Genomic DNA, 26,490 nt, shown 5'->3' with positions numbered 1-26,490 from the left:
AATCAGCGTTTGCAGTTTTTGCTGTAATGTCGGGTAGTTCTGCAGAAAAGTACATAATTCGTCACTTGGCTTATCTAATCGAATAAACTGCTCAAATAAGACGAGACGGCCTTAGGGTTCAAAAAGTCATACCTTTCTGAACCACAGTCGATTAAAGATTTTTTCAATCAAATCGTACCAAAAACTGGGGCCAGAAAATAGGTTCAATAATTCTGTTGGGTTTGACTTTATGATACTAACTTTTTAAACCATAAAGCAAAGAGAATCAGATCACTAACTAACGAGGGTAGTTCAAATGACGAATTATGTACTTTTCTGCAGAACTACCCAATGTCCCTTCGATAGCGGCTAACTGCTTACTCGATTTCAGGGCCGTGCGGATCGGGCGTACTGAGGTACGGGTGACCGGGTCCCGGCTAGTCTCTAAAAGCCCAACGACCTGTTCGGTATCCTGAAAGGCTAATAGAATGGCGTGCGGTATCGTACAGAAAGCCGGGTGTTCAGTGCGTAGATACCAGAACAGCAAACTTAAGTAGCCGATAGCCGAATCAATAAAAAAACCGTTTGTATCTCCCCCCTGCCCGGCTAAGTTTTTAACCACGGTCGTAGCAAACTGCCGGGCGTAAGCCATTTCAGTCATGACTTGGGGATGAATGGGGTTGACCCGGTGCGAATAGGTCAAATCATCGAAATTAATGTAATAAGGGGTAACCCCTTTGGCAACGCTGGCGGCTACCAGTTTGGCGAAGGTGGGAAACTTGTAATCATAGACTAACCCCGCCTTTCCCTGTTGCATGGCTTGCAGCAGCATCGGTTCAATGATGCTGAAACTCTTGCCGCTGCCGGGTGATCCGGCGATTAAGTTATGATGCGTGGGTTTGGTGATTTTGATCATCGGAATATCCCCTTCCAGCGTGGCCAGGTTGTATACGCCCCGCGCCACTTTTAAACCGGTGCGCGTGGTAACGCTAGCCTGGGCGATGCTGGGTTTACTTAGACGCCCCCCGGCTAATAAGTAGAGAAAAAACAGAAAGAGTGCCCCGTAAATCCAGAGTTCGGCTTTTCGGACGAACTCCGGTTTAGCCTGGTGCAGCATGTCTTTTAGAACGACTTCGATAGCCACATCTAACAGCAAATAGACCACAAAGGCACACACGCCCGGTAGGATGATATATTTGAAAACGTTGACGAATAAACTGCCGTAAAACTGGCCGGATTCATACCCTTTTTGAAAGCCCATAAGTAAGTTGAGTGGTTTAATAGCCAAGATATTCTTCGGCGGATCGGTCAATTTGTTTGGATTTGGTTAATTCTTGGTCACGGCTGGCTCCCAGCGATTGGCCTACACTGCGGTCCTTTTGGGCGGCACTCCGCTCGTACTGGTGTTGCTTCCCGCTGGCGATGCCGTTGCAGTAGTCGTAGGACTCTTCCCGGCTGCGCTGGTAACCGGTCATCTGGTCAAAACTGTGTTCATTGGCCCGAAAAAAATCTTCCCGGTCGAAGCCACTTTTTACGGCTCCCTGCCCAACTCCGCGCTGGTTGGTCATGGGGGACAAACTCATCGTTCGGTCAGCGTTGGTTAGCGTCCGCTCAGCTTGCAAAACGTGGCCGTTCTCCCTGGCAGCACAACGGGAAACGATAATATGAATATGTCGCTGGTCACCCTCCTTCAATTCTCCCGCCTGGGATAATCCGGCCTTCACTTCGGGACTGTCAAAACCGTGCTTCCTTTCGTGCTCGATCTTGGCGTACCATACCAGGTCTTGACTGTCGATCCCCTTGTTAAAGTTGGCCGCGTAATTCTCCATTACTTGACGAGTGTATGCTTTGAGCTGCTGCGGGTCGTTGCCGATATGGGCTAGTTCGTCCTGGCTGGGACTAATCACCAGGGAATAAAACCGGTCGTCTTTACGCTCCAAGCCCTGACCTTTGGCGTTATTATCAATCTGCTGTACGACTTCCCATTTATTACAATGGTCCCGGTTAACCGAAAAAAAATAACTTTTTTCTAACTCCGCTTTTTGACCGTTTTCTTTTTCTAAATACGTCGCTAATCGTAGACAACTTCCTTTATTATTTCCCTTAATCGGACTGGTAAATTTAGTCTGCATAATCAGCCGTCAATTTTAAGATAGGTAATAATTTTTTTGACGTTTTGATTGACAATTCTAAGCTCATGTTTGCGCGTGGCTCCTTCCGAACTGGCTAAATCAAACAGGGCTTCTTTCATCGGATTCAGCGTCTTTTTTTCCTGTTCTTTAATAAAAGAAATTAACCGTTTATCTAATGCCTTTATAGCATCCGTTGGATTATCGGCTTTGGGGTCGCGGGGGTCGGCTTTAGTCACTTTAAAATAGGTAACCATTGCCGCAAATAGAGCGGTATTAGTTAAGCCGTAGGCATTCGCCAACCCTTCAAAGTCGGCAAAGTCGTTTTCATTGGCATTGACTGTTTTATACTTCGGCATTTGACAAGTAGCTAGTTTAATAGTTATTTCTAAAATTGATTATCAAGCATTTACAAATAGTATAACTATAAAATAGCTACACTATTTGTAAAGTAAATTTTGTAAATAGTTGATTGTCAGAGCGAACCCCGAAGGGGCAAGAGAGAACGGTGGCGTTAGCCCCGTTCCCTCTTGTTAAAATTCACAGAATTTTACTTTTAGCCGATGCCGCTAGGCGAAGGCGTGGTATTATTTGCTAATGGACGCTGAGACAAGGAGACAATTCCAGCTCGATACTTTATTAAATCATTTAAAAGTATGTTCCAAGGCTCTGAATTATCTAATTGATTAGCAATGCAAAATTTCTTATAAATCTCTAGCTGAATTTCGATCTCTGATAGAACTGAATCGTATTTACTTTCTAAAGCGGTTCTTTGCTCATCCAAATTCGTATATTGACCAGCCTTACTTGGTGCGTTAATATCTTTGTAATATTCTTGGCATTGTTCAAAAAAAACCTGTTGGTACTGACTAGCTAATATCCTTAATTGAATCATTATTGAGCGAATATATTGAATAACATTTGCTTCATTTGTTAATCTGTTTTCGTGTTCCATAAAAAATAGTGTTAGTTAGATAAATACTAAAAATGTTCAGCTAAAAAGAACGTTCTCTCAGCGGTTTTTAAAAGTAGTATTTAATGCAATCTTTTTTTTCGTAAGCCTCAATTATTTTTTTTCGGTCACACTTTTTTTGGTGTAGCTGCACAAAGCTAGATTATTTAATAAATATCAATAATATCCTTATCAAACGGCGCAGTTAAAAACGACTAAACTTCGATACATTATCCGTGATGGTAGCGTTTCTGGTTGACATTTATTCATCCCTTGTAGTCTCAATCCCGTAGCGTATGGCTTCTTCAAGTGTGTTTATGTCTATCTGATTTAGCCGCTTGAACTTGATGCAATAGCTGCTCACGCTGGCCTTACCAAGCGTCTTGCCGTAGGTCTGAGGTAAGTAGTGCTTGTCGTCAATTCCCAAGATATAGACTGAGATGCCGGTGCTATTCGCACTGATTCCGATTTGATAAAACTCTTTAGTTTTTCCATCCTCATAGGTTATGGTGCGCGCACCATAACCTATGCTCGGATTCGATATCGTTTTACCGTCACTGTTTTTACCATCCGAGAACCATAGTCTACCGACTGGCATTATATGCAGCATAAGGTGGTGCAAGGCTTGCATGTCGTTGCATTTTGGTTCAGCTTGGCCCGTTATGTATGCTTCAATTCGTTCTTCTGTGTTCATATGGACTAGTGCATTATGAGTGGCTGCTTCTTGCTCATTATCGCCCTGTGTAATGTACTGTCACTACTCCCGAACCGAGCGTTTTTGATTCCAGTAACCTTAACTTATTCATTGGTGTATGGCTGTCGAACAGACTGATCCCTTCCCCTAGTATGATCGGATGCAGCGTTAATTTGTATTCATCAATCAGGCCCAGCTTCATGAAACTTTTGGCCAGGCCAGGGCTGCCAAAGATTACTAGGTCTTTACCGGGTTGCTGTTTAAGTTGGTTTACCTTATCGACCACATTGTCTTTAATCAGCGTCGTGTTATGCCAGTTCGCACTGGGCAAGGTGGTTGAGAAAACGATTTTAGGAATCTGTTCCACCCATTGCGCATGGTCAAGTTCGGATTGGCTAGCCGCTGGATTGGCCAAGACGGTGGGCCAGTAACCTGCCATTAACTGGTAGGTATTCTTGCCGTAGATCGGAGCCCCTACCGTTTTGACCAACTCGTCGGCGAATTGCTGAAGTTCTTGATTGTAAGACAAGAAACCCAGGCTGGCGTTACTGTCGGCGGCAAAGCCATCCAGGGAGATATGGGCGAACAAGACTAACTTTCTCATTTTCTTTGTATTCTGTTTGTGTTGACTGGCGGAGTTACCAAAACGGACGGATTGTCTTGGCAAAACTTCCTGATGTACCTGCCAACAATGGCTAGAAATGGCGGCTAAGGCGTTCGATTGACTTAAGACGTTCAGAAGTATGTTTCCTCCGTGTTCGTGGCTTGACGGGGCTGTAATGAGCTGGCATCGTGTAAAGCATTCAGTCGAATCGGCCTAGTATCCATTAGTTGGTCAATACTAGCTCTGTCAAAACGTAATCTATTTATGTTGTGCAATAAATTAGGTTGCAAAGGCCGAGTGTCCGCTTTGGCCTCTGCAATCTTAGATGGCATGTCGTCTGGGGTAGCTAGGCTATAACCACTGGTTATGGTCTTATGAGACTGACCAAAGATTCATTGGATGCATCTTACTAACTAAAAATCTAGTTGCGGGCTTCTTCTCTTTTTTAGCAAACGCGCGGTCCTTTTTGTTTTTTGTTTTTTCGCTCCTTCCTGTTCGGTCTATCTTTAGTTTTTTAACCTTATCCACATTTTTTTTAGCAACGCGCGAGGCACAACTATTATAGTAGGAAATTTTACTATTATAGTTAATATATATACGGAGTCATTTAGTAAAAAACGAGAGATATACCGGATTTTAGTATTAATAAAACGAGAGATATACCGGAAAAATAAACAATAAAACGAGGTATATACCGTATTATCAAGAGTTGTATTTTATAACTCTTTTTATTAGTTTGCCGTCGAAATAATTACGTGTATGACTGGACATGATAAACGCAATACTCAGTTAGTGATTCCCTTAGAGCTAACGTATGAGCCTCAACACAACGAAATTATTAAGCAACATTGGAATGTAACGTTTGCTCGACAAGGTAAAATGAGTGTGGCTGCCAAACGGATAATGGCCCGAGTCATGGACCAAATACGGGACGATGAATATGCGCTTAGACCTTACTATCAGTTCAGAATTGGAGATATTATCGCTGATGCCGATATTACCCAAGATGCGGCTTACAAACCTATTAAAGCAGCTTTACGTGAGTTAACGGACGTAAAGTGGGAATTTGAAAGCCTAGACGGTAAAGAATGGTATGTAAGGCATTTACTTGACACAACTAATTATGAAATGCCAGTGGGTTACAAGAATGGAATCATAACGGTTCTGTTAAACCCAGCCTTACAACCCTATTTTATTAAAGTTGCTCACTATACTAAATACCAGCTTAGTAACTACATGAGTTTAAGGAGCTGGTATTCAATGCGTTTCTTTGAAATTCTATCAGCTTTCCGGGATACAGGTGTGTGGTCTCCTACTATCGAACAGTATCGGCAATTAATGGATTGCTGGTATGAAAAGGACAAGAGAGGAAATACCAAAAAAAATAAGAACGGTACTCTCAAACTTAAATATCCACAAACCGCTGATCTCATTAAGTACACTATGAGTGAAGCTATACAAGAACTGGCTAATACAAATTTGGCTTTTACTTACGAAGCAATATACGAATCTGAACGCAGCACTAAGGGGCGTAAGAAAGTAACTGGATTCAAATTCACAATTCAACGCAAGTTAGATGGAAAAATCCCAGATTTTTGGCTTAACAATGCCATTGTGTTGCGAGTGATTAATAACCTTCGATCTTGGAAAGTGACCGATAAGAACATAGCTACTTATTTAGAAGACATTGGAACTGAAGCGGCAAACAAGCTAGTGTATGAATGGCAGATAAAATCAAACTCTAATGAGGTAATTCAAGATCGCCTAAAATATTGCAATGCTGTATTCGTCAAAGTCGGTAAAGCTGTTCAGGAACGCCTAAAGAAGGAGGTTCAGTCTGCTTTGGAGCGGAACTATGATACCCCTAACCAACAGAATCCGGTATAAAACGAGTTATGTACCGGATTCTGTTTAAAAGTATTTTTGACTTACAGGTTGACACAGTTCAACAGTAAAGTCTATTTAGACATGATTAGAGGTGATTTTTACACAAAAAGGCAGTTATAAAATCGGGCCTGAACGAATAAGGCTCTAATAAAACGAGTTTTATACCGGATTTTTTCGATTTGACTCGACATGGCTTTCTCTTGCTGTAATCCTTAAAAATGCCTTCCTACAAGTGGAAAATGAAGGTTTTTCTACGAAAAACACGAGTTTTAACGCAGAAAATATCTGAATAAAACGAGTTTTAGGACGGTTTTACTACAAGACTCAAATAGCAGGGCTTTATCGCTAAGACTAATATTTTTACAACTAGTTTCACAACCAATATTAATTCTAAAAAAAGTTGTAACTTATCTATTTTTTAAGATGCTTATTGATTTTGTCTTTGACAGCTGCAACTACAAAATCATGAATAGAAATACGATCACGCTTAGGCAATCGAGCCTGTATATCTCTGATTTGGGCCAATTCACTCTCATAAATTTTAAATGTGAAGGACTTTAACGGGTCCTCGTCAGCTGCTGGCTGCTTCGCATCTGTAACCTTCTGTTCTTTAACTGTCCCACCTTTATCAATAACTTCAAGCATAGCAGGGCTGTTGAGAGCAATAGGTGGTAAAGCTATTTTACTTTTATTTTTGGTTGAGTTCATGCTCAGTTTTAGTTTAATTTTACAACTTAAATTAGAACTTATAAAAGTTGTATTTTAAGTTGTAGTTTTGTCCCCTTTGTCCTTATTAACCAAGGCTTTACGAATACCTTCATATAGCTCCTTCATTTCGTTTATAGCCTTCTCATCTGTGGGCTTGTTTTCAATCACACCTAAACCAGATGATGCAGCGTTAGCAAATGAAATACGATTCCCAATTGATGTATCTAAAAATTGAAGGACTGTAGATTCTCGTAAAAGATCCGACGTATCTTCCTTATAATTTCCTCGAGCATCGGCTTTATTAATAAAGGTTAGGCACACAAGACGCGGGTTAAAAGGTATTATCTCAGCTATCAGGTTTTCTACTTTCCGTAAAGTCCATATATCTAACGAGCGAGGAGCAAACGGGACTAGATATACATCCGAAACAGTTATAGCCGAACGTTGACTAACAGTATCCCGACCTCCTGTATCAATGACAACATCATCGCATTTTGTAGCCAGCCTGGTCACGTGTGCATTCAACTCTCGACCTGTTATTTTAACTGCTGTGTATCCGATTTCACCATCTAATGTTTGGTGCCGGAAAGAGGTAAAATCTGTTGCCGACTCCTGATCATCGGCATCTACTAAGATCACGTCACGTCCTTGCTGTATCAGATAAACTGCCAAATTGGTAGCTAACGTGGTCTTGCCGCTTCCACCTTTGATTCCACCTACGGTATAAATCATATTGCGAATATAGAATAGAAAAGGGTTGTAATTTTAGTTGTAAAAGTAGTTGTAAAACCAATTCTAATCAAGCTTGAAGAAAAGTATGCCTATACAGGAGCATTACCTGTACTCTCGAAAGACTGAAGTCATTTAAAAAACTCACCAAAGAGGGGAGTGGCCAACATTCGTACGAAATGTTTCGTGAAGTACTTTTTATGGATTAATACCCTAATAATGTGATACTTATAAAAGTGATGAAGAAAACGTTCGTTTTCTTCATCACTTTTACTGACTTGGCAAAATGTGATTTCTAGCGCCATTTTTCGGGCAGTAAAATCGGTAAATGAATCAATGTAAACTATACATCGCTACAAATCGGGTTATTTTACCGGTCTGAAGTGCCTTAATGGAACATTTCTATGAATGTGGACCACTCCCCGGTGTGGCCCGTTTTATTCGCATAGACTAGACCAACATCAATCAAATAAGTACGTTGCCCTTGACAATAAGTAACAGGAATAACTTGGCAATAAATTATATTCATAGTGGGAGTAGGGACATGGCAATTTGTTAAAAAGAGTAAATAGGTCAGACTGCTCAACAGGTGTTTGTGACACCGAATGCAGATCATAGCGGGTGAAGAACTATTCGTTCATAGTTGACCCAAGAGTTACTTTAAAGGTATTATAAATGTCTTGATGTTAAGAAACTATTCTAAAAAATAGGATTGGGCGAAGTCCATAGGTTTCAGCATGTAACTTTGACTAAACTTAGGCAGGTCCACAAATCGATTACTGCCGCTAGTCAGCGGTACTTTATTACCCAGTACGTTATGACAACAACCAGTTCAAAAATAAATAAAAGTAGAAAACAGGCTGTAATTCAGTACTTCTTACTAGCGGTTGTCATAGCGTACTGCCTGCTGTGCGCAGTCAAAGGGGGCGATTTCGATGTCTTTCTAGATGCAGCTCAAAAAATGGCGGCCCATCAAAACATTTACCGGCCACCGTTTATCAAAGGGCTCCAGTATTATTATTCGCCTTTCTTCGCCCTTCTGCTAATTCCATTCAGCTACCTACCCTTTGTCATCCCTGAGTTTGCCTGGTTGCTGCTGTCAACTTTCCTTTTGTTCAGAACCTGGGTGCTTACGAGTCGGTATTTTAATTTGACTTTCCTAAGCCAGAAGCAGCTTAACTGGTGGATGTTTCTCACGCTCTTCCTGGCGATTCGTTTCTTGCTGTACAACTACTCGATGATCCAGATGACCATATTTCTCATGTGGGCAACCCTGGAGAGTTTGGCCCTATTTGAGAAACGGCAGTTTATACCAGGAGGCCTGTTGCTAGGATTCGCTTGTACAACCAAACTTTTACCGATCTTATTTCTGCCTTATCTACTTTATCGTAGATACGTGAAAGGCTTCCTGTCCACGGTATTCTTTTTCGGATTATTCCTGTTCATCCCAGCTTTATTTTTGGGAAATAAATTCAATACGTTCCTCTTACAGGAATGGTGGGTCGTAATTAATCCAGCTAACAAAGAAAACTCTCTGGAATCAGATCTGGGTACCCACAGCTTAGTCAGTCTGATCCCGGTCTATTTGACCGAGACCCATAATAAAATCGACTTAAAGCGAAATTTTATTGACCTGACACCTGCACAGGCCGTCCTGATTACCAATATTATCCGGCTTGTCTTTGCCCTGGCTACCTTATTCTTCCTGCGAAGTCTGCCTTTCAAACGAAATACGGATAAACTTCAAACGATTTGGGAGTGTGCTTATCTGTTCCTGATTACTCCTTTACTCTTTCCTCATCAACAAAAATATGCTTTCCTTTACATCCTGCCCGCCATCATCTATTTGCTCTACTACCTATTAATTATTTTTAAAGTTAGGGGGAAAAATAGGTTTATCTTGCTAACGGTGTTTAGTCTGAATGCGCTGATTTTTACGCCTTTTATATCGAGCGATTTGTTGGGCCGTTACGCGTATGACGTATTACAACACTTTCGCGTACTCAGCATTTCTACTATTGGCTTATGTGTATTACTCGCCATTTGTACTAGTGAAAGGTTAAGGAATTATTTGGTGCATCAAGTAAATCGAAACTAGTTGAAACCTATTCAAGTAGTCATAAAAACTCGCTTTCGTAGTTTAAAAAAGTTTTTGAAGGAATCTGGTAAGTAGTTAATAGGAAGTGAATTTAATTAAATCTATTATAGTGTTTGTTTTGCTTCTCTAAATATTCAAATGAAATCCGTAACTACAAATAAAAGACTTTTAACTGTCATATTAACTGGTTTAGTCATTCTAACTGGATTGACCTATATTAACCGATTTCCTACTGGTGATGACGCTTGGTTTGCAGAACAATCTTATTGGTTTCAAAAGCAAGGAGTTATCCGTTCTGAATTTTTTAGAGGTATATTAGGTTGGGAAAACCAATTACTCGCCAGTCATAAATTATTTCTCATTTTTGGCGCAGGTCTAATAAAGTTTTTTGGATTTGGCCTTCCAAGTGTTCAGCTCGTCGGTTTCCTATTTTTTTGTATACTTTGTATTGAACTAATTTATTATGTACGTCAGCAGGAAAAAAAAGGTCCAATTTATTATGGATTGTTACTGTTAATATTAGTATTTTCTAATGTATTATTAGTCCGGTTAAGCTTTGAAAACCGCCCGGAACTAATGGTTGCGGCCTTGGGATTTGGTTCTTTTTTGCAAGTAAATTCAGATCGAAAAAAATTAATCAAAGCCGCTTATGCTGGTTTGTTAGCCGGCTTAGCTATGCTCTGCCACCTTAACGGAGTTATCTATCTAATAGCCGGCCTAGGTACTTATATTTATGGACGAAAGTTTAAAGAAGCGGTTTTATTTTCAGTAATAGGCGGGCTTACGGGGCTGGCCTACTTCATTGACATTGTACAGGCAACGGATGGCTTTTCTACCTGGTATTATCAGTTTCGTCACGATCCTGCCGTCCAAAACGCATTTGGGTTATATTCCAAGTTGGTTGTTCTACTTACTTTTCCCAAACTGTTTTTCGAATCACCTGAACAGATGGCATTATCGTTACTCCTGGTCTTCACACTGTGGCATCAGCGTAATTTAATCAAGCAATTACCAATACTAGTTAGAGTCTATTCGATGTTTCTGCTGATTTCATTTTGGCTTATCACCAAGCATGGTTCAGGTAGTTATATGCCCCTTTTTATGCCATTTATGTTCGTTATAGTTTACGAGTTGTATAAACTAAGACCCTTTAACAATTGGGGCCTAAAGGTTATTTTACTAGCTTATTTCATTATAGGCATTTACGGAATTGTAGAAATTGTATATAAAAATTATACGTTTGGCAATTTCCCTGTTGCCTATAAAAGTTTACGTAAGTATATCCCTAGAAATACGACCGGCTTAGTACCCCTTACTTTTTTTTTCAATGAATATGAACAATATAATCATTTATTAAGCCACGAAAATTTTACGTATTACTCCAATCGTCAAGAAGACTTCCCGACCTGGGCTAATAAACACCATGTTGATTTCATCTTAATGGATTATAAGTATAGGCGAGAATCTTTCTATCCTGAACCAGGCACGACTAATTTACCCTTTTATAAATTGAAATATTATAATGGTAGATTTGCGGTATATATCAATAATAGTCTCAAAAGTATTTAGTTTTTGTCAGAAGCACGTGTTTCACCGTTAAGGTGAATTGCATTTTTCTAAAGATTTTCTTCAAGCCAATCAGAACCTGTCTCATTGAAACCAATCCAGGCACCTGAACCACTTAACCTAACGACTAAAAGTTCATCTTCATCTTCCATAAACGAGCTTAGTTCGTTGATTATCTGCGTAGCTATGAGACCGGATTTCACAATCCATATACCGTCAAGGTGATGCCACCAAGTACCTAGTTTTTTTATTTCTGCTGCCAATAAAATATAATCTGTACTTGCACTATTTAAGTTGTAACCAATTAAGTAAGAGCTCATGAAAAAGTAATTTTATTGTCAGTTTCAAAATTAATATATTTTCGTTATAGTAATAACAGATAACATGTCGCTAGAATGCAAATCAATTACACGTGATGACATAACTAGGAACAAATTAGTAGAGAGTTAACGTGTTTTCGAAAATTCTTAACGTTCGGCAGGAAGGAGTTAAGGGCTGTAAATCTAGGTTGTGATATCTCTCCCGCCAAACTTATTTACGTATACAGCACCTAGTTCTGTATGCTTGAATAATATTTTAACCATACATTCTACAAAACTATTGCGCTCCCACTCAAGCCGCCTTTCACCCTAAATCATCATTCTGCTGCTGAAACAGGGGTAATTTCGGTGCGGTTTAGTTTTTCGGCTATTTGATGTTAACAAACCCTATATTCAAAACTGACTTGCTTCTGAGAGTTAAATTCGATCCGAAAGAGTAAGTATGAGAATTAAAGTTTGTATCAAAGTGCTGATCGGATCAATAAATTATTAAGACAATTAATTCCTTTTTGTAAAATTCCAAGAATTTTTTTAATCAAAAAATTATATATCCCATTAATGTAGATACAATTAATACACATTCTAGCCTTATTTTAAGGCTCTTTTTCATTTAAGTTTGTGTATAAATATTAAGTATAAATACTTGTCTCATACATTCTATAATTGCAATATTATAATATAAATTTTCAAATAAAGGGTAACATATTGTAGTTAAAGTGATGCTTATTTACCTAAATTTCAAAAAAAACCCTAAAACAGTTTTACGACGGTCAAGGGCTTTCAAACAGTTTAATGTTTCATCACTAAGCATCAGTAAAGTTATGCAAAGCACTTTAGGTTTAAATGGGGTAAGGCTAGCGGCCTTCGTACTTATCTGTTCACTGCTTGCTTGCAGCAAGGAAATCAATCCAGTTATTCAGCAAGAAGAAACCGGCGTCTCAGTCAAGAATGGACGCTTGTCGTTCAAAAACACTTCAGAGGTTATAAAAACGCTTAATCAACTTAGAGGGTTTAAGACGCAGGAACTAATAGCAGATTGGGAAAGTAATCGCGGTTTTAGTTCACTAAGAAAGTACAACTCTGAGCATTCGTCTGAGCAACATTTAGCTGATATGGATCTGCCGGTTGTTTATAAAGCAATACTTAACTCAGAGGGTGAGTATGCGGTTGGGGATACAATCGTATGGTTTGATAAAAACTATAACTACTTTATTCCTAGGGGAGATGAAATGCTTTTAGCATCAGTTAAAAAAAATCCTACTAGTTATAAAGATAGGTATGAAATAATGCTTAAACCTGCTATATCAAAACTAAAAGAAAACGTCGATCACATTAAAGTAAACACGACTAATTTAGGGACTGCTAGTGGACCAGATGCTCGCTATCAACATGAATGGGCCGTCAATGGGCAAACAGGACCTTGGAGAAAATCGATATTTGAGATGCAGGCCTATTCATTTCCTCATTATCAAGGCAATGGTATTACTTATTATGATCAGGGCTTGAATATAAGAGTAAAACTAGAATGGTGGAGTCCTGGTCATGGCTGGCAAGCTGGAGCAGGCGAAACACAAGACCCGATGGTTAACATAAGTGGCTTTGTCACACCTCTTTACGGCAATCAAATTGGAAATTCAACAACTGGTAGTGCATCTTTCAATGTATATGGTCCGCACACGACGTATAACCATGATACTGATTTAACTTTCTACAGCGAGTATCTACCAACCCGGGCCACCTCATTTACAATTTCTGTTGGAGGAACCCTAACGAGCACTGTAACCTGGAATGGGGTTTTTCAAACCGAATCACCATTCTATATATCAAATACGCCGAACGGGCTTTCTGATCTTTGGTAGGAAGCGAAATTTGACTTGATACAATACTCATTCTGTAAGGTTTTAATGTAAGGGATCGATCTGTTCAATTTGGTCAGTTTTAATTACCAAGCATCGAGAAAAAGTTATTAAATACCTCCTTTCATCGGACTCGTCGATAGCGCGGTTGCATCCTAGTATCAGCTCAAAGTAAACTTACGTTACATACTTGCACAAAAAGTAAAATAAAAGCCAGATGACTACGTCTTATTTGGTTTTTATTTTACTTTTCACCGGGTTTTACTTACAGTTAGTGAGCTGATCTACGCAGATTTCTTTAGTAAAATATCGGTTTTCCTCTCCCTTTCCAAACTACAATTGGTTTTGTTTTCAGGGCTTGCATAGGGGGGAACATCTTAGAATATTCTCTTAACAAAAGATACCTTATTCAAATTGACTAGAAATAGTACAAAAAAGTTTCTATAAAATTTGGTCACTTTTCTAACTACTTTCTGTCGGCTTTCGAGCTTCGAACCTGATTGATAAATTCAGCACTCGGTTTAAAGCCCGGAATCGAATGGGCCTCAATCACCAGAGCGGTGTTGGCGCTGATGTTGCGGCCTATTTTACGAGCGCGTTGTTTGAGCCCGAAGCTACCAAATCGACGAATGTAAATCGTTTCGCCTTCACTAACGGCCCCTTTCACTACCTCGAAAAAGGATTCCATAATAGATAAACTGATCTGAGGGTCAATACCGGTTTGCTTGGAAACCCGTCGGAGTACATCTTGCTTGGTCATACTTCCCTAACGGCTTTGAGTAGATTAGGTTGCTAACTTCTGTCTAAATCTTACCTAGCCAAGTTTTACCCTTTGCCTGTTAGGTTGACCGCTGATTAGCCAGCTGAATCAGCATTTTACCTGATTGACCATTCTTCAATTAAATAAACAGGCACGTTATCGCTTATGGCGTTTTACAAACGGTCGTTTGTAAAATGCTATAAGCCTCGATTGCTCCTGAACTGTTTCGTAGAATAAGCTTTACTCGATATAAAACAGACGTTTTCTCATCAGTCAAGGACCAGCCAACGGATTGCCGTCGAACAATCCTCGCTTCTTGGTTGTATCTACCCCTGGTGCTGGTGGCCTACCCCCTGCTATCTGGATGAACCCATGCCACAACCTGCCAATTGGTCCCCGCTAGTCCATGCGGTCGATGACAACGGCCTTTTTATGATCTGGCTCTATAACTTACCCACCTGGCTGTTTGCCTTATTGACTATGAGTGGCTTTGTGAGCCTGGCCTTGGTAGGCCTACGCCTGATCCACCGTCGTCTTCATGCCAGTTCCTTGGCTACCCTAATTGATAACGGCACGGTAGGCTGGTTTTTTTCGGGGGTAACCGTCTTATATGGTTTATTGCTGGGTCTGCTGACGGTGGCTACCTGGACAAATTATACCCAGGCAACGGGCCTAGCTTCGCAAGAAGCGGCTAGTTTAGCGGTGCTGTACCGGGATCTGGCGGGGTATCCCCTCCCGGAGCGAATTCAGTTGCAAACTCAGTTGCGGACTTACACGCGCTTTATTATCGATCAATCTTGGCCCTTGCAACGACAGGGCCTTATCCATGATGGTGAGTCGGGGGAACTGTTTGGCTTGCAGGAGCCATTAATGGGGTTTGAACCCACCACTGAAACGGGCAAAATCCTGCACCAGGAAGCGATTCGGACCTTTAATTCGTTGGTCGAACTGCGGCGTTTACGGGCCGAGTCCATTAGTGGCAGCGTACCGGGTGTGATTTGGTACGTGGTGCTGCTAGGGGCGCTGTTGACGCTAACGTTCGGCTATTTATTCGTGGTCAAGTCCTTCTGGTTTCATGGGGTGCTGGTAAGTTTATTAGGGGCCGTGATTGGGCTGCTGATTTTTCTGATCGCGGCGTTAGACCATCCCTACTGGGGCGAAGTGAGCGTTTCGCCCCAGGCGTATGAATTAGTCTTAAGCAAAGTGATGAGTAGTGGGGTCGATTCGCCAAAAAAGTGAACGAGTCAGCGCCCATGGTCACTTTCGTATCGGAATCAATAATTGTACAATTCCTAGTCGGGTTGCATAAGCAATGCTATGTTAAGAAACTATTCCAAGATTGACCACCGCATACAGGCCGTAAGATTGGGCCAGGTTGACCTTTGGAAAGGGAAGAAAAAAACTGTGTATTAGGTTAGTTACTTATTCGTAGCTTGATTTTAAAAATAGGAATTAAGCCTCTAAAGAATCGTCTTAGAGAGACTCCAAATCTTGACTTACTACTATTAGGAGTAGGAGCTGCTTTGGAGCTCCACAAAAAAGAAAACAACGAATCCGGGGTGACGTCAATGTAATCCTGCCATTCTTGGCGAATGAACTTGTGCATGCGAGATGCCTCAGCATTCGCCGGATCTTGGCACAAAACTTCTTCACAATGGAATAAAGCTTGGCCATACTCCTTTGAACTCAACAATCGTTGGGCTTCCGAAAGATGGAACTTGATCAATTGGAGGGGTAGCTCCTGGGTGGACTGAGACGTAAGGCTTAGTTTGCAGGCTCCTTGCAGAAGCGGAAACAGATTCATAAGCATCAGTAGTTATATTTGTTACCAAAATAAGTAGAGTATAACTACTTAAGTAATAAATATATTGGACGGTATTTTTTTTGACACCTTATCAATTATGATATGACGAAAAAGAAAAGATATCTGTGTTTTTGGGGTTACCTGCTCGTTAGCTTATCATAAAAGCACTTATACAACAAATAACTAATAGCTTAGTTATACTACTATAAACGTAATTTGATTGAGCTATATATGAAGATTTTACTTATTCTTTTCATCTCATTGTGCCACTCTGTCGCTTACTGCCAAGACTACAAAACGTTAGTCAGCCAAGCGACTGAAAGCTATTTTAAGAAGGAGTATGCTCAATCAACCGAGCTATTCCAACAAGCTTTTAAAGTAGGTACACCCTCTCGTTCCGATTATTACCAAGCTGCATCAGCAGCGGCTCCAGCAAAGAAAACAGACTTGGCGTTAAAATGGCTAAATCAAGCATTCGACCAGGGATTTATTAACATTAGACATTTACGAAAGGACCCTGATTTAGTGTCTTTACAGGCTACTGAAGGTTGGAAGGATTTGCTCGCTAGAATGCAAAAAAAGGTCGATCAAATTGAAGCTAATTATGACAAGCCATTACAGAACGAGTTACTCACTGTTTTTGACGAGGATCAAAAATATCGGTTACAGATTGGAGAGATCACGCAGAAGTATGGCGCTGAGTCGAACGAAGTGAAAGCCTTATGGAAGACAATTGATAAAAAAGACAGTACTAATCTGGCCAAAGTCAAATCGATCTTGGATCGATACGGCTGGGTCGGTGAGGATAAAGTAGGTCCACAAGCCAACGGAGCCCTATTCCTGGTCATTCAGCATGCAGACCTATCCACTCAGCAGAAGTATTTACCTATGATGCAGGAAGCGGTTAAAGCGGGCAAGGCTCGGCCTAGTTCATTAGCTCTGTTAGAGGATAGGGTAGCGTTGGGCGAAAAAAGGCGTCAAACCTATGGTAGCCAAATCGGGGAAGACAGCACGGGAACTTCTTACGTATTACCCTTAACGGATCCTGATAATGTTGATAAACGAAGAGAGGCTATGGGCCTAGGCCCACTAGCTGATTATGTTAAACGTTGGGGTATCGTTTGGGATGTAGCCATTTACAAAAAACAACTCCCTGAATTAGAAAAGCGAGAAGGTATAAAATGATATTATTCAACGATAATGCTACTGCCTTCCAATCGCTGTAATCTGACTTTATTTCCTTTACATAATGGTAGTTATACAACAGTTATCCAGAAAATACAATACTTAGCTTTAGATAGAAGTAGCCAAGTATTGTATTTTTATTCTTTTCGTGAAATATCTGCAATGTTGTAGGCCTTGTTTACTCTTCTTGCTCTGGTAAGGAGGCTACCAAGGTAACATAAGCTTTTGGGGTTAAAGTAATGTAGTGCCCTTGCTCATCGCTGTTAATAATACCAATTTGATTTTTTTTGTAGACTAAGCTGAATGTATCGTCTCCTAAATAGTTGCGTCCACTTTCAATGATGTTGACATTTTGGTAAGAATAGGCGATTTTGGATTTACCTGAACTACCCTTGACTATTAAATCAACGTGTTGCTCATCAACTATTGTCAGAGTAACTAAGCCCATCGGAGCCAAATCGTCTTTACTAGCCGTTGAATATTGAGTGAATTTGTAGGAGCCAGCAATGCGAGATGAGGGAGCAATGTTGGGAGCAGGACTACAAGCATTAATCCAGAGCCAGACTAGTGGCAGACAAAATCGTTTGATCATCGGAATAGAAAGGAAGAGGTGGTGTAGCAAAGCTAACTCTTTGATGATCAGTTTTTAATTAATTAAGAGAAAATATAATGCTTAAGTAATTCCTGCAACTACTCAAATGTTATATTTTCTGGATGTCTGTTGGATAACTAGGATTATGTTAATAAATTATAGTTAGAATTGGGGTGTAATTAAAAAAACGTACAAAAACCGTCACGGGTTTGCTGTACGTTTTTCGCTAGGACTTAGGATCGTATAATCAACTCTCAGCTGCTCGGAGAACACTTAAACTAGTCTCAGTAAGTCAGCAGAGCAATCAAAATGAGACATTGAATTTTAAGACGGCAACCTGAAACATATTTTAGGTTGATTTTACCCCTCCAGAGCCATAAAATTCCGTCTTAGCTTAACGTCCGTTTGATCGAGACTCGACTTTTCGAGTCGTGACGATTTATGTACCTTTTTTTAAAAGCACCCGAATTGACCTGAGACCAGTCAAAAGATCATTCTTGAAATGAGTTAAAAATTAAGAGCATGAGAGACCAAGCTATTTTGCTTATTGTTCTTACCTCACTAGCATTTTGCTCAGCTGCTTTACATCAAGGTTCCGCTTACGAGCCAGTAGTAGGAACTTGGCGTTTGTACGAGACTGGAAATGATCGTTCAGGAGGCTTTAATTATGTTGTTCAATCAGTCAGCGAGAGTCCAGCACAAATAATTGAGCTAGGAAGTGAGGGCAAATTCAAAACGAATGTCAGTGACCCCTTCTTCAAAAGTCTCTATTCATCTGTACGAACTTACAGAGTAGAGAGAATAACAATCGACACCTATAGCATTGTATACCAGGCAAGGCGTGGCGGCAAAAGCTCAGAGTTTCGCCAAGGTCTTAAGCTAAGAAATGATACCCTTCAACTGAATCCACTTTGCTCCGAAGGTTCCCACTTTTCCTTCGTAAAAGTGAAATAGAGTTGTTGTATAAGTGCCTATATATTAACCTTCTGACTTGACTATTTTTCTAAGCCAGCTTACTCCTAAGAAAGCAATTATGGCACCCGAGTAAGATACAACTATGTCTGTCACACCGCTACCTAACGGACTAGCATGGCCTGTTACGAACAGTATTACTCCAACAAATACGATTATTAAGGCTAATATAAGGCGAACAGTTCTTGTAAGCTTCATAAGAGGAAGGTGGGGTAAATCTGTTGTATACTCTCCATTATGTAAAGAGAATAAATTAAGAATATTGTATTAGCACTACTTAGCTGACCTTCTATGAAAACTTCAATGATTTGCCCTAAATGTAGTTCAGACAAAATAATGTATCCTGTTGATACGGTGGGCTATCCAGGTACACCCCTCCAAGTGGCTGTACCGCATATTCGAACGATTATGAAAATTGATATTCCAGATTCTTTCTCTTTACAAGCGGCTGTATGTGGAGCTTGAGATGGTCTAATTTATCGGCACAGTGAACTTGCTTAACTTGGCAAGATCATGCAGCAACCAAGCAGACCCAAAACCCGGCGTAAGTATGACGCTGACTTCAAAAACGAAGTCGTCAAAATGTTGGCCAACGGCCAGACAGCCGCCTATGTTTCAAAGGCGTTAGGTGTTTCAGAAAATCTAATCTACCGTTGGAAGAATCAGACCCAAGGGGTAAGAAAAGTAATCAGTGAGCAAAGTGAGTTGGCACTGGAAAACCAGCAGCTCAAGGATCGAGTACGGCAGTTGGAAACCGAGCGCGAGATCTTAAAAAAAGCTTTGAGCATTTTCAGCCGACAGACCTGACGTTACACTATGAACTCATTCATGCGCTGTCCGATACATTTACAATCGAAACTCTATGTTCCGTATTGGGCCTGAGTCGCACAGCTTACTATCGTTATCAGCGAGGAGATAGCTATAAACCAACGGTTGAAAAGGGGAAGAAACAGCAATTGATCGAACAGGTTTTCGCCGATCATAAGCGCCGGTATGGAAGTCGGCGAATTGTGGCTGAGTTAAAAGAGAAAGGTTATGAAGTCGGGCGGCATCAAGTGAGAACACTTATGAAACTATCTGGTTTACAGTCTATTCAGCCTAAGTCGTTTGTGCGGCAGCGGCCGACCGTCTCGTACGACGGATAGTACCCATGGGAAAGGCTACTGGCCTAACCTGTTGTTGAATCAACCCTTACCACAAAAGCCAAATTTGATTTGGGTGAGTGATATCACGTATCTGCCTTTGGCAAATGGGGAATGGGCTTATTTAGGCTCCTGGATGGATCTGTTTTCCCGCCGAATCGTAGGCTGGCGTGTCGATGAGAATATGGAGGATGACCTGGTAATCATACCACTACGTAATGCCTTGCAATCCCGCCAGCCTTCTTCTGGCTTGATTACCCATTCCGATCGGGGTGGTCAATATGTGTCAAATGATCTACACGAGTTGATCAACTTATGGCATATCAGGCCCAGCATGAGTCGGGCTGACGATCCGTATGACAACGCCTTTGCCGAGTCATTCTGGAGTCGCTTGAAAGCGGAATTATTGGAAGGAGGCACGTTCTTAAGTGTGGACGATGCTCGAACTGAAATCTTCGAGTATATTGAGATGTACTACAATCGGGTGCGCAAGCATTCGTCGCTGGGTTACAAAAGCCCTGAACAATTTGAGCAGGAGTATTACACAAAACTTGCAAGTTCAGTGTGCCGCTAAACCGGACCACCTCAGCTTGTGGCTATACCGAACTTTACGTGAATGATCCAGATTCCCTATATCAGAAATGGGGTGTGTCTGCTCAAGAGCATTCTTAAATGTTATATAAGTGCAATTATGTTAATCTATTGCCATTTGGTCAGCTGAGCCGCAAACTTTTTGCCCTCTTCGAGACCAACGATAGGACCACACTGGTTGTAGCGAACTACCCCCTTACTATCAATAACCACAGTAGTTGGCATGCAGTTGTAAGTAAAGAAAGAGGGACCTCTCAGCCCCATAAAGTCAACATTGCCCACAAATTCATAGGTGACAGGATGCTTACTTAGCCAAGCAGCTATATTCTCTTTCTTGTTCATCGTAATCGAGACAAATTTGACGGGTTGCTGCTTTAAAGAGTCACTAAGCCAGTTGAGTGTTTGCCGCTCCTGTTCACAACCCGTACAGCCTATATTCCAAAAGTTTAGTACGATCACGTTTCCCTTTAAGTGCTCCAAACTGAGGAGTTTACCATCCATATCTTTAAATTTAAGTACAGGCGCATTTTTACCAATTGGTAATGGATCTGTAACGGATTGTGCTTGCAGAGTAAACATAGTGCTCCATATTGAAAAGAGGATACAAAGTAGGTTCATCATTATCTGACTGGAAACGGGTTTGTTGTATAATTTGCTTTATGTAAACCTGGTTGAGCACTATTTATCGTCTTTACTAAGTAAACTCAATTACACTATCCCTTCCATCTCCCTGTACTTGGCAATAATGTCAAGAAACAGCTGATGGTTCTCCATCACATACAGAAACAGTTGCTGATCGGTTGTGGGCGTGGCAAATTCCTGGATGGCATAGTACTCATTCAGATCACACCAGCACGAGTTGTCAGCATAATCGGCTAATGCCTGGGTGATGACCAGAAACTGAGCGAGTGGATCGGTAAACTTAGTTTTAAGGAAATGTAAGCGGGCTACATCCATGTTCTTTGCTAATCGATGGAGTCGGCATAGAGCGAAGCCATAAGCGTCTAACTCCGGCTTACCAATGATTTTCAAGGTCGAAAAATAGGCCGAAATTCCGTTCCAGATTGTCTTATCATCCATGGTCACAAACCACTCGATCGTGGCGGTATAGTGTGGCCGAAGGTACACGGATTAGGGAGCATCTGCAAGTCTCTTCTCATCCAGGTCGAACCGTAAATTTGGGATCAATTTTATTGTTAAATTGAGGTGGTATATACGCCTTTTGGCGCTGGTTTTCATCTACACGTACTCAGGTCTATTTCTTGGAATAGTTTCTTAACATACTACGTTTGAAGCGCAGTTCAATTTTACCCCTTTCCTAAGTAATTTGACTGCCAAGAAGAGCAACCAGTGTGAGTAAGTCCGCTCTTAACATGGGCCAAGCCCGTATCTTATGTCTCGACCCACACTGGTCAATTTTGGAAGCCTGAACAGTTCAAATGGCCAAACCCGCGTTTAGTATGTTAAGCTAGCAAAATTGACGCTTCACTAATCTATTCCCTGTTTTCTTTTCCCCTTTCTATCATGAAAACGTATGTTGGGATTGATGTGTCAAAAGACACCCTGGCAGTAGCCTTTCTCACAGCTCCAGACACGTGGAAAGTGAGTAGCTTTGCTAACTCTCCAGATGGTATTCGCCGGCTGATAAATTCACTACCAGCAGAAGCTCATGTCGTCGTTGAGGCAACTGGTTCTTATTCAGTACTTCTTACCTATCTCCTCTGCCAAGCGAAGATTTGTCTCTCAGTTATTAATCCAAAGCAGAGCCATCATTTTGGCAAGATGCAGCTCTCGGTGACGAAGACCGATGAGAGTGACTCTATCCTGCTAGCACGGTATGGACAAATGGCTCAACCACCTCTTTATGAGATGGATAGTGAGATAATGATGTACCTAAGGCAAAAACGGACTTTACTTCGGCAATACAAAAAACAGCAACGTTCACTCGCTAACTTACATCATTCTTTCTCACCACTACCCGTTAAGGATGATCAAGTCCAGGTCAGTTTGCAGCAAATGCTGGCTCATTTTCAGACGGCTATCAATGTCCTTACAGCTGAAATACAGGCTTTAACCAAACAGCACTTCCCTGACCAGTTGCGCCGATTAACATCGATTGTAGGCATCTCCACTACTGTAGCAACAGCCCTGATCGATGTAACTGGGGGCTTCCACCAGTTCCATTCGGCTAAAGCATTGGCTAAGTATATTGGCGTAGTACCCATCATTTATCAGTCAGGTAAATCGAATCAGACAAGAGGTATTTGTAAGACGGGTGATCCCCAATTACGAGCTATGCTGTATGTGGCCTCTTGCCGGGCCGCCGGAGCGGTCGGCAATCCAGCATAACAAGCCCTGTCGAGAGTTTTACCAACGTTTGAAAGCGGCCGGTAAATCGTCCAAATTGGCGTTGATTGCTGTGGTTAACAAACTCCTTCGCCAGGCATTTGCTGTTGTGAAGTTCGACGAAGATTTTAATCCCAATTATCAGCCAATTTTACGTTCGATCCCTTGACTTTTAACACAGTTCATAAGAAGTCATATGCAACTTGGCTAGGGAAAATACAATTTTTTGACGCTCCAATTAAGTCAGTTTTACCCCCTAATGAACAATTGTTCAGTATGTTTGTCAGTAAACCAATTAACTAGTAGATAACGCGATGAAACCAAAGACGATCCGCTTTTTTTCGCCTCAAGATAACGCCTTAATCAAGCCAACAAAAACCAAAAAAGGTAAAGAAGCTAAACCAGTAAAATTGGAAGGCTATATTTCACCGGCAGGTAAGCTTGTATTTCCCGCCAAAACAATTGACCAGTTAGAACTCCAAGCCGATTCGGCCCGCTTTCAAATTGGCACCGACCAGGGAAAACGAAAAATCAAAACGATTTACCTGGTGCCCACCCAGGATGACCAAGACGAGAGCTTTGCCCTTCTCAAAGCGGCTAAAAGTTATACCATCGATTTGGGGTTTATTCTCCAAAAAGGGGGCATTGCCTTTAAGACGACCAAGTACACGTTTAGCCTTTCGCCTTTTCCTTATCAAGAGGGGACAATAGGTTATTCCTTGACCCTACGGACTTCTGATCCTAAACCAGCTTATACTGGCAAACCACGAGGCCGCAAACCCAAGGTTACTAACCAGGAAGGTTAACTATTCGAAACGGCGTATGAAGTGCAGTATGCATCTGCCTTCATACGTTCACGAGCCTTACGGATTGAGACTTCCATTCGTTTCAATGGGGTCAACCTCTTTCTCACCCCTTTTTCAGCCAGATCCTGGATTTTAGCGTTCCCTCAATACATCTATTTGGGCTTTGAGGATCTTATGGCCTTTTACAAACGTCCTTCTATAATATGCCTCAAGATGCTTTAACACTTATTAAATGGTCGCTTATATAGTGTCAATCTGATTGCACACCGTATTTATATGGTCAAGGCCGTATAGTAAAGCTCCTTCATCGATTGACATCCACTGAAAAAGTTGAAGGATCAATACGTAATGCTGGCGAACATTAGTGCTGTCGATTAAGGAATGGTTTGCTTGAAAGCAAATAGGCTCGTGATGTGCTATACGGTTCCGAATATCGTTGATCTTAGCCAGTTCATTGAATACATAAGTATGATTGTACTGAATAGCAGGAGTACTACGTGGTCGGGCAGGAAATATCTGGAGTAAAGTCTGCCCACCTGCGTAAAATTGTGGCTGAGCGAATAAATACCTCCACAAACCAAAATCCATTTCGGCCACTAATTTAGAATGAGTGTAATGGCTACTGATCCGATTGTATCCTACTCGGATAACGCTAGCAGTACGTTGACAGGAAGGCGTGTTAAATATCCCCCCCGGAGCAAACGTGTTACGAAGCCAATCGTTACCATGTTGATGAATGTAATGGTTATCGATGGCATTTCGAAACGCTATCTCAAAGCAACTGATGATGGTAAACAACTCTTGGGAAAGCCGTAGGTTGAGTCGATACAGCGTCATGGCTTTCTTTGTGCTACCCCCGCAGGCCGCTACATAGCGAGCCATTCTTGGGGCTGACATAACCTGCTCGAAATCCGTGTATTTCATTCAAAACAACAAATAAATAAAGCGAATGGACTTTTTACAGATGAAATTTGTTATACTTGCAGCATATTATTCCCGGTAGCCCCTGAGTCCGCTCAAGCTATCGGGTTTTGATTTTTTAGGGCGTTTCAATCCCTCTCCCCGCTACATAATGCCAACCGTCTCTAGCCAGGCATTCCAAATCTCATCCGCAATCTCTTTGGTATCGAATTCTTTAGTATCTCGAGAATTACTATATCCATTTCGCTTCGTCCAGAAGAGATGATAATCATCGAAGCTAAGCTTGAAGCTTACAGGTGACGTTGAGCGGTTATTGGCTTTAGTTGAAATGGTATAACTTAATTCTCCATCCGCCACATTGAAATAATTGAGATTTTGGCTTTGATTTTCCTGACTACGTATAAAGTTGAGTGTAGCTTCGGTAGCAATTTTGTTGCGGTTAACTAATAGACCTTCAAACGTAGTTGTACTTTCGTCTTGCGTTCTTGCTTTTATATTGTCGAGTAGAATTATTTCTTCCAAGTATCGCTTTAGATAGCTAACCACCTCGTGGAACGACTTCTCAATGAACTCAATCTTTTCAATGGAGTCGAAATCTTTCTTGACTTTGTAATTGCGGGACATCAGTGCGGCTCCAGTTACTGCTCCCTTTGGTGTGATATCTATGGGATTTGCGGAGGAGGCTAACTTACGCAGATTCTGGATTACGTCCAGAAAAGCAGTGTTTCGGTTTTCCCAGGTGCTAATGGCTTTACCATCTCTAGGCAATGCTTTAAATCTACCGAAAGGAGTATTTTGCCAATCACAAGGTTCTATAACGATTGGAACAATAATAATTTCACCACTCTCATGCTTTTCCTGCGCTGTTTTGAATTCGATCTCATAACAGTAGTTTGAAGCGATGTAGTCAGGGCTTAGCAAGGCAAGAAACAATTTCGAGGCATTAAGTGCTGCTTCAATTTTCTTGTCGAATTCGCCACCAGCTAGAATTTGATGATCGGTCCAAGCAGCAATAATTTTATCACGTTGTAACTGAACTAAATGTTTATGTAGCGCATCAAGCATTGAATTATCCTGGTGGCTGTATGATATAAAAGCGTTCATGATGTGAATTTTATGGTCAACAACTAGCTTATTATTTAAACGGTCATTTCACGGACAGTGGAGTACTTTGGAAATAATTACTCGCTAAGTCATTTTGACAATATAGGGCATCCTGTCATCTAGCCTACACATTGGCAATACTGAATTAAGTCTAGTCTATCACCAACTTACTCATTAAGCGAAGGACTTGTACTCGCTGAAAAAGATATCCTTTCGCCGTACGAAAGCCTGAGGCATTCAATTCATCGGCAATTTGTTGTAAGGTCTTATCTTGATTCAAGTATCCTTTGATGGTCAGCAGCGCCCGCCGATTATTTTCATTAGTAGCCGCTTTTACTTTGATGGCTTCCACACCTTTTTGTTGGGCCTGCAAAGTTAGATTTTGGGGTGATCCGAGTTGAAAACCTTGTTGCTTTTTAATAGCTAACGCCTTCTTGGTTCGTTCGCCAATCAACTCTCGTTCATGCTGAGCCAAGGTAGCAAAGATGCCAATGGTGAGCGTATTGGCATCGGGCATGTCAGCACAGACAAAGTCTACTCCACTATCCTTAAGCGCAAAGATAAAGCCAGCATTGCGGCTCAATCGGTCCAGTTTAGCAATAACCAATCGGGCTTTATGTTGCTTAGCATAGGCCAAGGCCTCCAAGAGTTGAGGGCGGCTGTTGCGTTTGCCGCTTTCCACTTCAATAAACTCCCGTACCAGCTGAGCCTGGCCACCAATGAAACCCATCACCTGGGTCCGCTG

28 protein-coding genes are annotated in these 26,490 nt (G+C 41.3%); 12 read left to right on the top strand and 16 right to left on the bottom strand.

Annotation, left to right across the window (positions count from 1 at the left end):
* Positions 1-277 precede the first annotated feature (277 nt).
* The 6 genes from BM202_RS33600 to BM202_RS33575 all read right to left on the bottom strand — a co-directional run bounded on the left by BM202_RS33600 (position 278) and on the right by BM202_RS33575 (position 4,358).
* Positions 278-1,240, bottom strand: a complete 963-nt coding sequence (locus BM202_RS33600; protein ID WP_093834515.1) for a type IV secretory system conjugative DNA transfer family protein — start codon at positions 1,238-1,240, stop codon at positions 278-280.
* 16 nt (positions 1,241-1,256) lie between these two features.
* Positions 1,257-2,111 (bottom strand): DUF5712 family protein, encoded by an 855-nt coding sequence (locus tag BM202_RS33595; RefSeq protein WP_093834513.1) that lies wholly within the window; start codon positions 2,109-2,111, stop codon positions 1,257-1,259.
* A 2-nt stretch (positions 2,112-2,113) separates the two neighbouring features.
* Positions 2,114-2,467, bottom strand: coding sequence for a BfmA/BtgA family mobilization protein (locus BM202_RS33590; RefSeq protein WP_093834511.1), 354 nt, complete (start codon positions 2,465-2,467; stop codon positions 2,114-2,116).
* 197 nt (positions 2,468-2,664) lie between these two features.
* On the bottom strand, positions 2,665-3,063 hold the full coding sequence (locus BM202_RS33585) for a hypothetical protein (protein ID WP_093834509.1): 399 nt from the start codon (positions 3,061-3,063) through the stop codon (positions 2,665-2,667).
* 259 nt (positions 3,064-3,322) lie between these two features.
* Positions 3,323-3,754, bottom strand: coding sequence for a hypothetical protein (locus BM202_RS33580; RefSeq protein WP_093834508.1), 432 nt, complete (start codon positions 3,752-3,754; stop codon positions 3,323-3,325).
* Between the two features lie 37 nt (positions 3,755-3,791).
* Complete coding sequence (locus tag BM202_RS33575) at positions 3,792-4,358, bottom strand: dihydrofolate reductase family protein (protein ID WP_093834506.1); 567 nt, start codon at positions 4,356-4,358, stop codon at positions 3,792-3,794.
* A 759-nt stretch (positions 4,359-5,117) separates the two neighbouring features.
* Between BM202_RS33575 and BM202_RS33570 the strand changes: the two genes are divergently transcribed.
* Positions 5,118-6,245 (top strand): replication initiation protein, encoded by a 1,128-nt coding sequence (locus tag BM202_RS33570; RefSeq protein WP_093834504.1) that lies wholly within the window; start codon positions 5,118-5,120, stop codon positions 6,243-6,245.
* Between the two features lie 411 nt (positions 6,246-6,656).
* Here the strand turns inward: BM202_RS33570 and BM202_RS33565 are convergent, their stop codons facing one another.
* Both BM202_RS33565 and BM202_RS33560 read right to left on the bottom strand, forming a co-directional pair.
* Entirely contained in the window at positions 6,657-6,953 is a 297-nt protein-coding gene (locus tag BM202_RS33565; RefSeq protein ID WP_093834502.1) for a hypothetical protein, read from the bottom strand.
* Positions 6,954-7,007: 54 nt separating this feature from the next.
* On the bottom strand, positions 7,008-7,685 hold the full coding sequence (locus BM202_RS33560) for a nucleotide-binding protein (protein ID WP_093834500.1): 678 nt from the start codon (positions 7,683-7,685) through the stop codon (positions 7,008-7,010).
* Between the two features lie 814 nt (positions 7,686-8,499).
* Between BM202_RS33560 and BM202_RS33555 the strand changes: the two genes are divergently transcribed.
* Entirely contained in the window at positions 8,500-9,780 is a 1,281-nt protein-coding gene (locus tag BM202_RS33555; RefSeq protein ID WP_093834498.1) for a glycosyltransferase family 87 protein, read from the top strand.
* A gap of 138 nt (positions 9,781-9,918) precedes the next feature.
* The gene (locus BM202_RS33550; RefSeq protein WP_143100840.1) at positions 9,919-11,349 is read left to right on the top strand and encodes a hypothetical protein; all 1,431 of its coding nucleotides are present in this window, start codon (positions 9,919-9,921) and stop codon (positions 11,347-11,349) included.
* A 47-nt stretch (positions 11,350-11,396) separates the two neighbouring features.
* Here BM202_RS33550 and BM202_RS33545 read toward each other — a convergent pair whose 3' ends face one another.
* Positions 11,397-11,666, bottom strand: coding sequence for a hypothetical protein (locus tag BM202_RS33545; RefSeq protein WP_093834494.1), 270 nt, complete (start codon positions 11,664-11,666; stop codon positions 11,397-11,399).
* An 821-nt stretch (positions 11,667-12,487) separates the two neighbouring features.
* On the opposite strand from BM202_RS33545, the gene BM202_RS33540 reads away from it, so the two are divergent.
* On the top strand, positions 12,488-13,525 hold the full coding sequence (locus tag BM202_RS33540) for a hypothetical protein (protein WP_143100839.1): 1,038 nt from the start codon (positions 12,488-12,490) through the stop codon (positions 13,523-13,525).
* 463 nt (positions 13,526-13,988) lie between these two features.
* Here the strand turns inward: BM202_RS33540 and BM202_RS33535 are convergent, their stop codons facing one another.
* The gene (locus tag BM202_RS33535; protein WP_093834490.1) at positions 13,989-14,282 is read right to left on the bottom strand and encodes an HU family DNA-binding protein; all 294 of its coding nucleotides are present in this window, start codon (positions 14,280-14,282) and stop codon (positions 13,989-13,991) included.
* 372 nt (positions 14,283-14,654) lie between these two features.
* Here BM202_RS33535 and BM202_RS33530 point away from each other — a divergent pair, with 372 nt between their 5' ends.
* A complete protein-coding gene (locus BM202_RS33530; protein WP_093834488.1) occupies positions 14,655-15,521 on the top strand; it encodes a bestrophin-like domain in 867 nt (288 codons plus the stop codon).
* 796 nt (positions 15,522-16,317) lie between these two features.
* A complete protein-coding gene (locus BM202_RS33520; protein ID WP_177236792.1) occupies positions 16,318-17,271 on the top strand; it encodes a DUF6624 domain-containing protein in 954 nt (317 codons plus the stop codon).
* A 178-nt stretch (positions 17,272-17,449) separates the two neighbouring features.
* On the opposite strand, the gene BM202_RS33515 is transcribed toward BM202_RS33520, so the two are convergent.
* Positions 17,450-17,863 (bottom strand): hypothetical protein, encoded by a 414-nt coding sequence (locus BM202_RS33515; protein ID WP_093834484.1) that lies wholly within the window; start codon positions 17,861-17,863, stop codon positions 17,450-17,452.
* A gap of 1,263 nt (positions 17,864-19,126) precedes the next feature.
* Here BM202_RS33515 and BM202_RS37655 point away from each other — a divergent pair.
* From BM202_RS37655 to BM202_RS38595, 4 genes are all read left to right on the top strand, one after another.
* The gene (locus tag BM202_RS37655; RefSeq protein WP_177236791.1) at positions 19,127-19,300 is read left to right on the top strand and encodes a hypothetical protein; all 174 of its coding nucleotides are present in this window, start codon (positions 19,127-19,129) and stop codon (positions 19,298-19,300) included.
* A 48-nt stretch (positions 19,301-19,348) separates the two neighbouring features.
* Positions 19,349-19,642, top strand: coding sequence for a transposase (locus tag BM202_RS33505; protein ID WP_093834480.1), 294 nt, complete (start codon positions 19,349-19,351; stop codon positions 19,640-19,642).
* A gap of 65 nt (positions 19,643-19,707) precedes the next feature.
* A complete protein-coding gene (locus BM202_RS38600; protein WP_245776916.1) occupies positions 19,708-19,980 on the top strand; it encodes an IS3 family transposase in 273 nt (90 codons plus the stop codon).
* Between the two features lie 34 nt (positions 19,981-20,014).
* Positions 20,015-20,551 carry an IS3 family transposase gene (locus tag BM202_RS38595; protein ID WP_245776915.1) on the top strand — a complete coding sequence of 179 codons (537 nt, stop codon included), beginning with the start codon at positions 20,015-20,017 and terminating at the stop codon, positions 20,549-20,551.
* A 125-nt stretch (positions 20,552-20,676) separates the two neighbouring features.
* Here BM202_RS38595 and BM202_RS33490 read toward each other — a convergent pair whose 3' ends face one another.
* Both BM202_RS33490 and BM202_RS33485 read right to left on the bottom strand, forming a co-directional pair.
* Positions 20,677-21,189 (bottom strand): TlpA family protein disulfide reductase, encoded by a 513-nt coding sequence (locus BM202_RS33490; RefSeq protein WP_093834474.1) that lies wholly within the window; start codon positions 21,187-21,189, stop codon positions 20,677-20,679.
* A gap of 87 nt (positions 21,190-21,276) precedes the next feature.
* On the bottom strand, positions 21,277-21,696 hold the full coding sequence (locus BM202_RS33485; RefSeq protein WP_143100838.1) for a hypothetical protein: 420 nt from the start codon (positions 21,694-21,696) through the stop codon (positions 21,277-21,279).
* Positions 21,697-22,092: 396 nt separating this feature from the next.
* Between BM202_RS33485 and BM202_RS33480 the strand changes: the two genes are divergently transcribed.
* Together BM202_RS33480 and BM202_RS33475 are read left to right on the top strand one after the other, a co-directional pair.
* The gene (locus BM202_RS33480; protein WP_245776914.1) at positions 22,093-22,917 is read left to right on the top strand and encodes an IS110 family RNA-guided transposase; all 825 of its coding nucleotides are present in this window, start codon (positions 22,093-22,095) and stop codon (positions 22,915-22,917) included.
* A 311-nt stretch (positions 22,918-23,228) separates the two neighbouring features.
* Positions 23,229-23,720 (top strand): hypothetical protein, encoded by a 492-nt coding sequence (locus BM202_RS33475; RefSeq protein ID WP_093834470.1) that lies wholly within the window; start codon positions 23,229-23,231, stop codon positions 23,718-23,720.
* A gap of 240 nt (positions 23,721-23,960) precedes the next feature.
* On the opposite strand, the gene BM202_RS33470 is transcribed toward BM202_RS33475, so the two are convergent.
* From BM202_RS33470 to BM202_RS33460, 3 genes are all read right to left on the bottom strand, one after another.
* Positions 23,961-24,644 (bottom strand): Abi family protein, encoded by a 684-nt coding sequence (locus BM202_RS33470; RefSeq protein WP_093834468.1) that lies wholly within the window; start codon positions 24,642-24,644, stop codon positions 23,961-23,963.
* A gap of 141 nt (positions 24,645-24,785) precedes the next feature.
* Positions 24,786-25,745, bottom strand: coding sequence for a toll/interleukin-1 receptor domain-containing protein (locus BM202_RS33465; RefSeq protein WP_093834466.1), 960 nt, complete (start codon positions 25,743-25,745; stop codon positions 24,786-24,788).
* A 151-nt stretch (positions 25,746-25,896) separates the two neighbouring features.
* Positions 25,897-26,490: recombinase family protein (locus tag BM202_RS33460; RefSeq protein WP_143100842.1), on the bottom strand; the 594-nt coding region annotated here is incomplete at its 5' end.

Source organism: Spirosoma endophyticum (genome assembly GCF_900112365.1).
Lineage (GTDB): Bacteria > Bacteroidota > Bacteroidia > Cytophagales > Spirosomataceae > Spirosoma > Spirosoma endophyticum.
The sequence above is the reverse complement of the archived record's forward strand: the minus strand, read 5'-3'. Positions and strand labels throughout refer to the sequence as shown.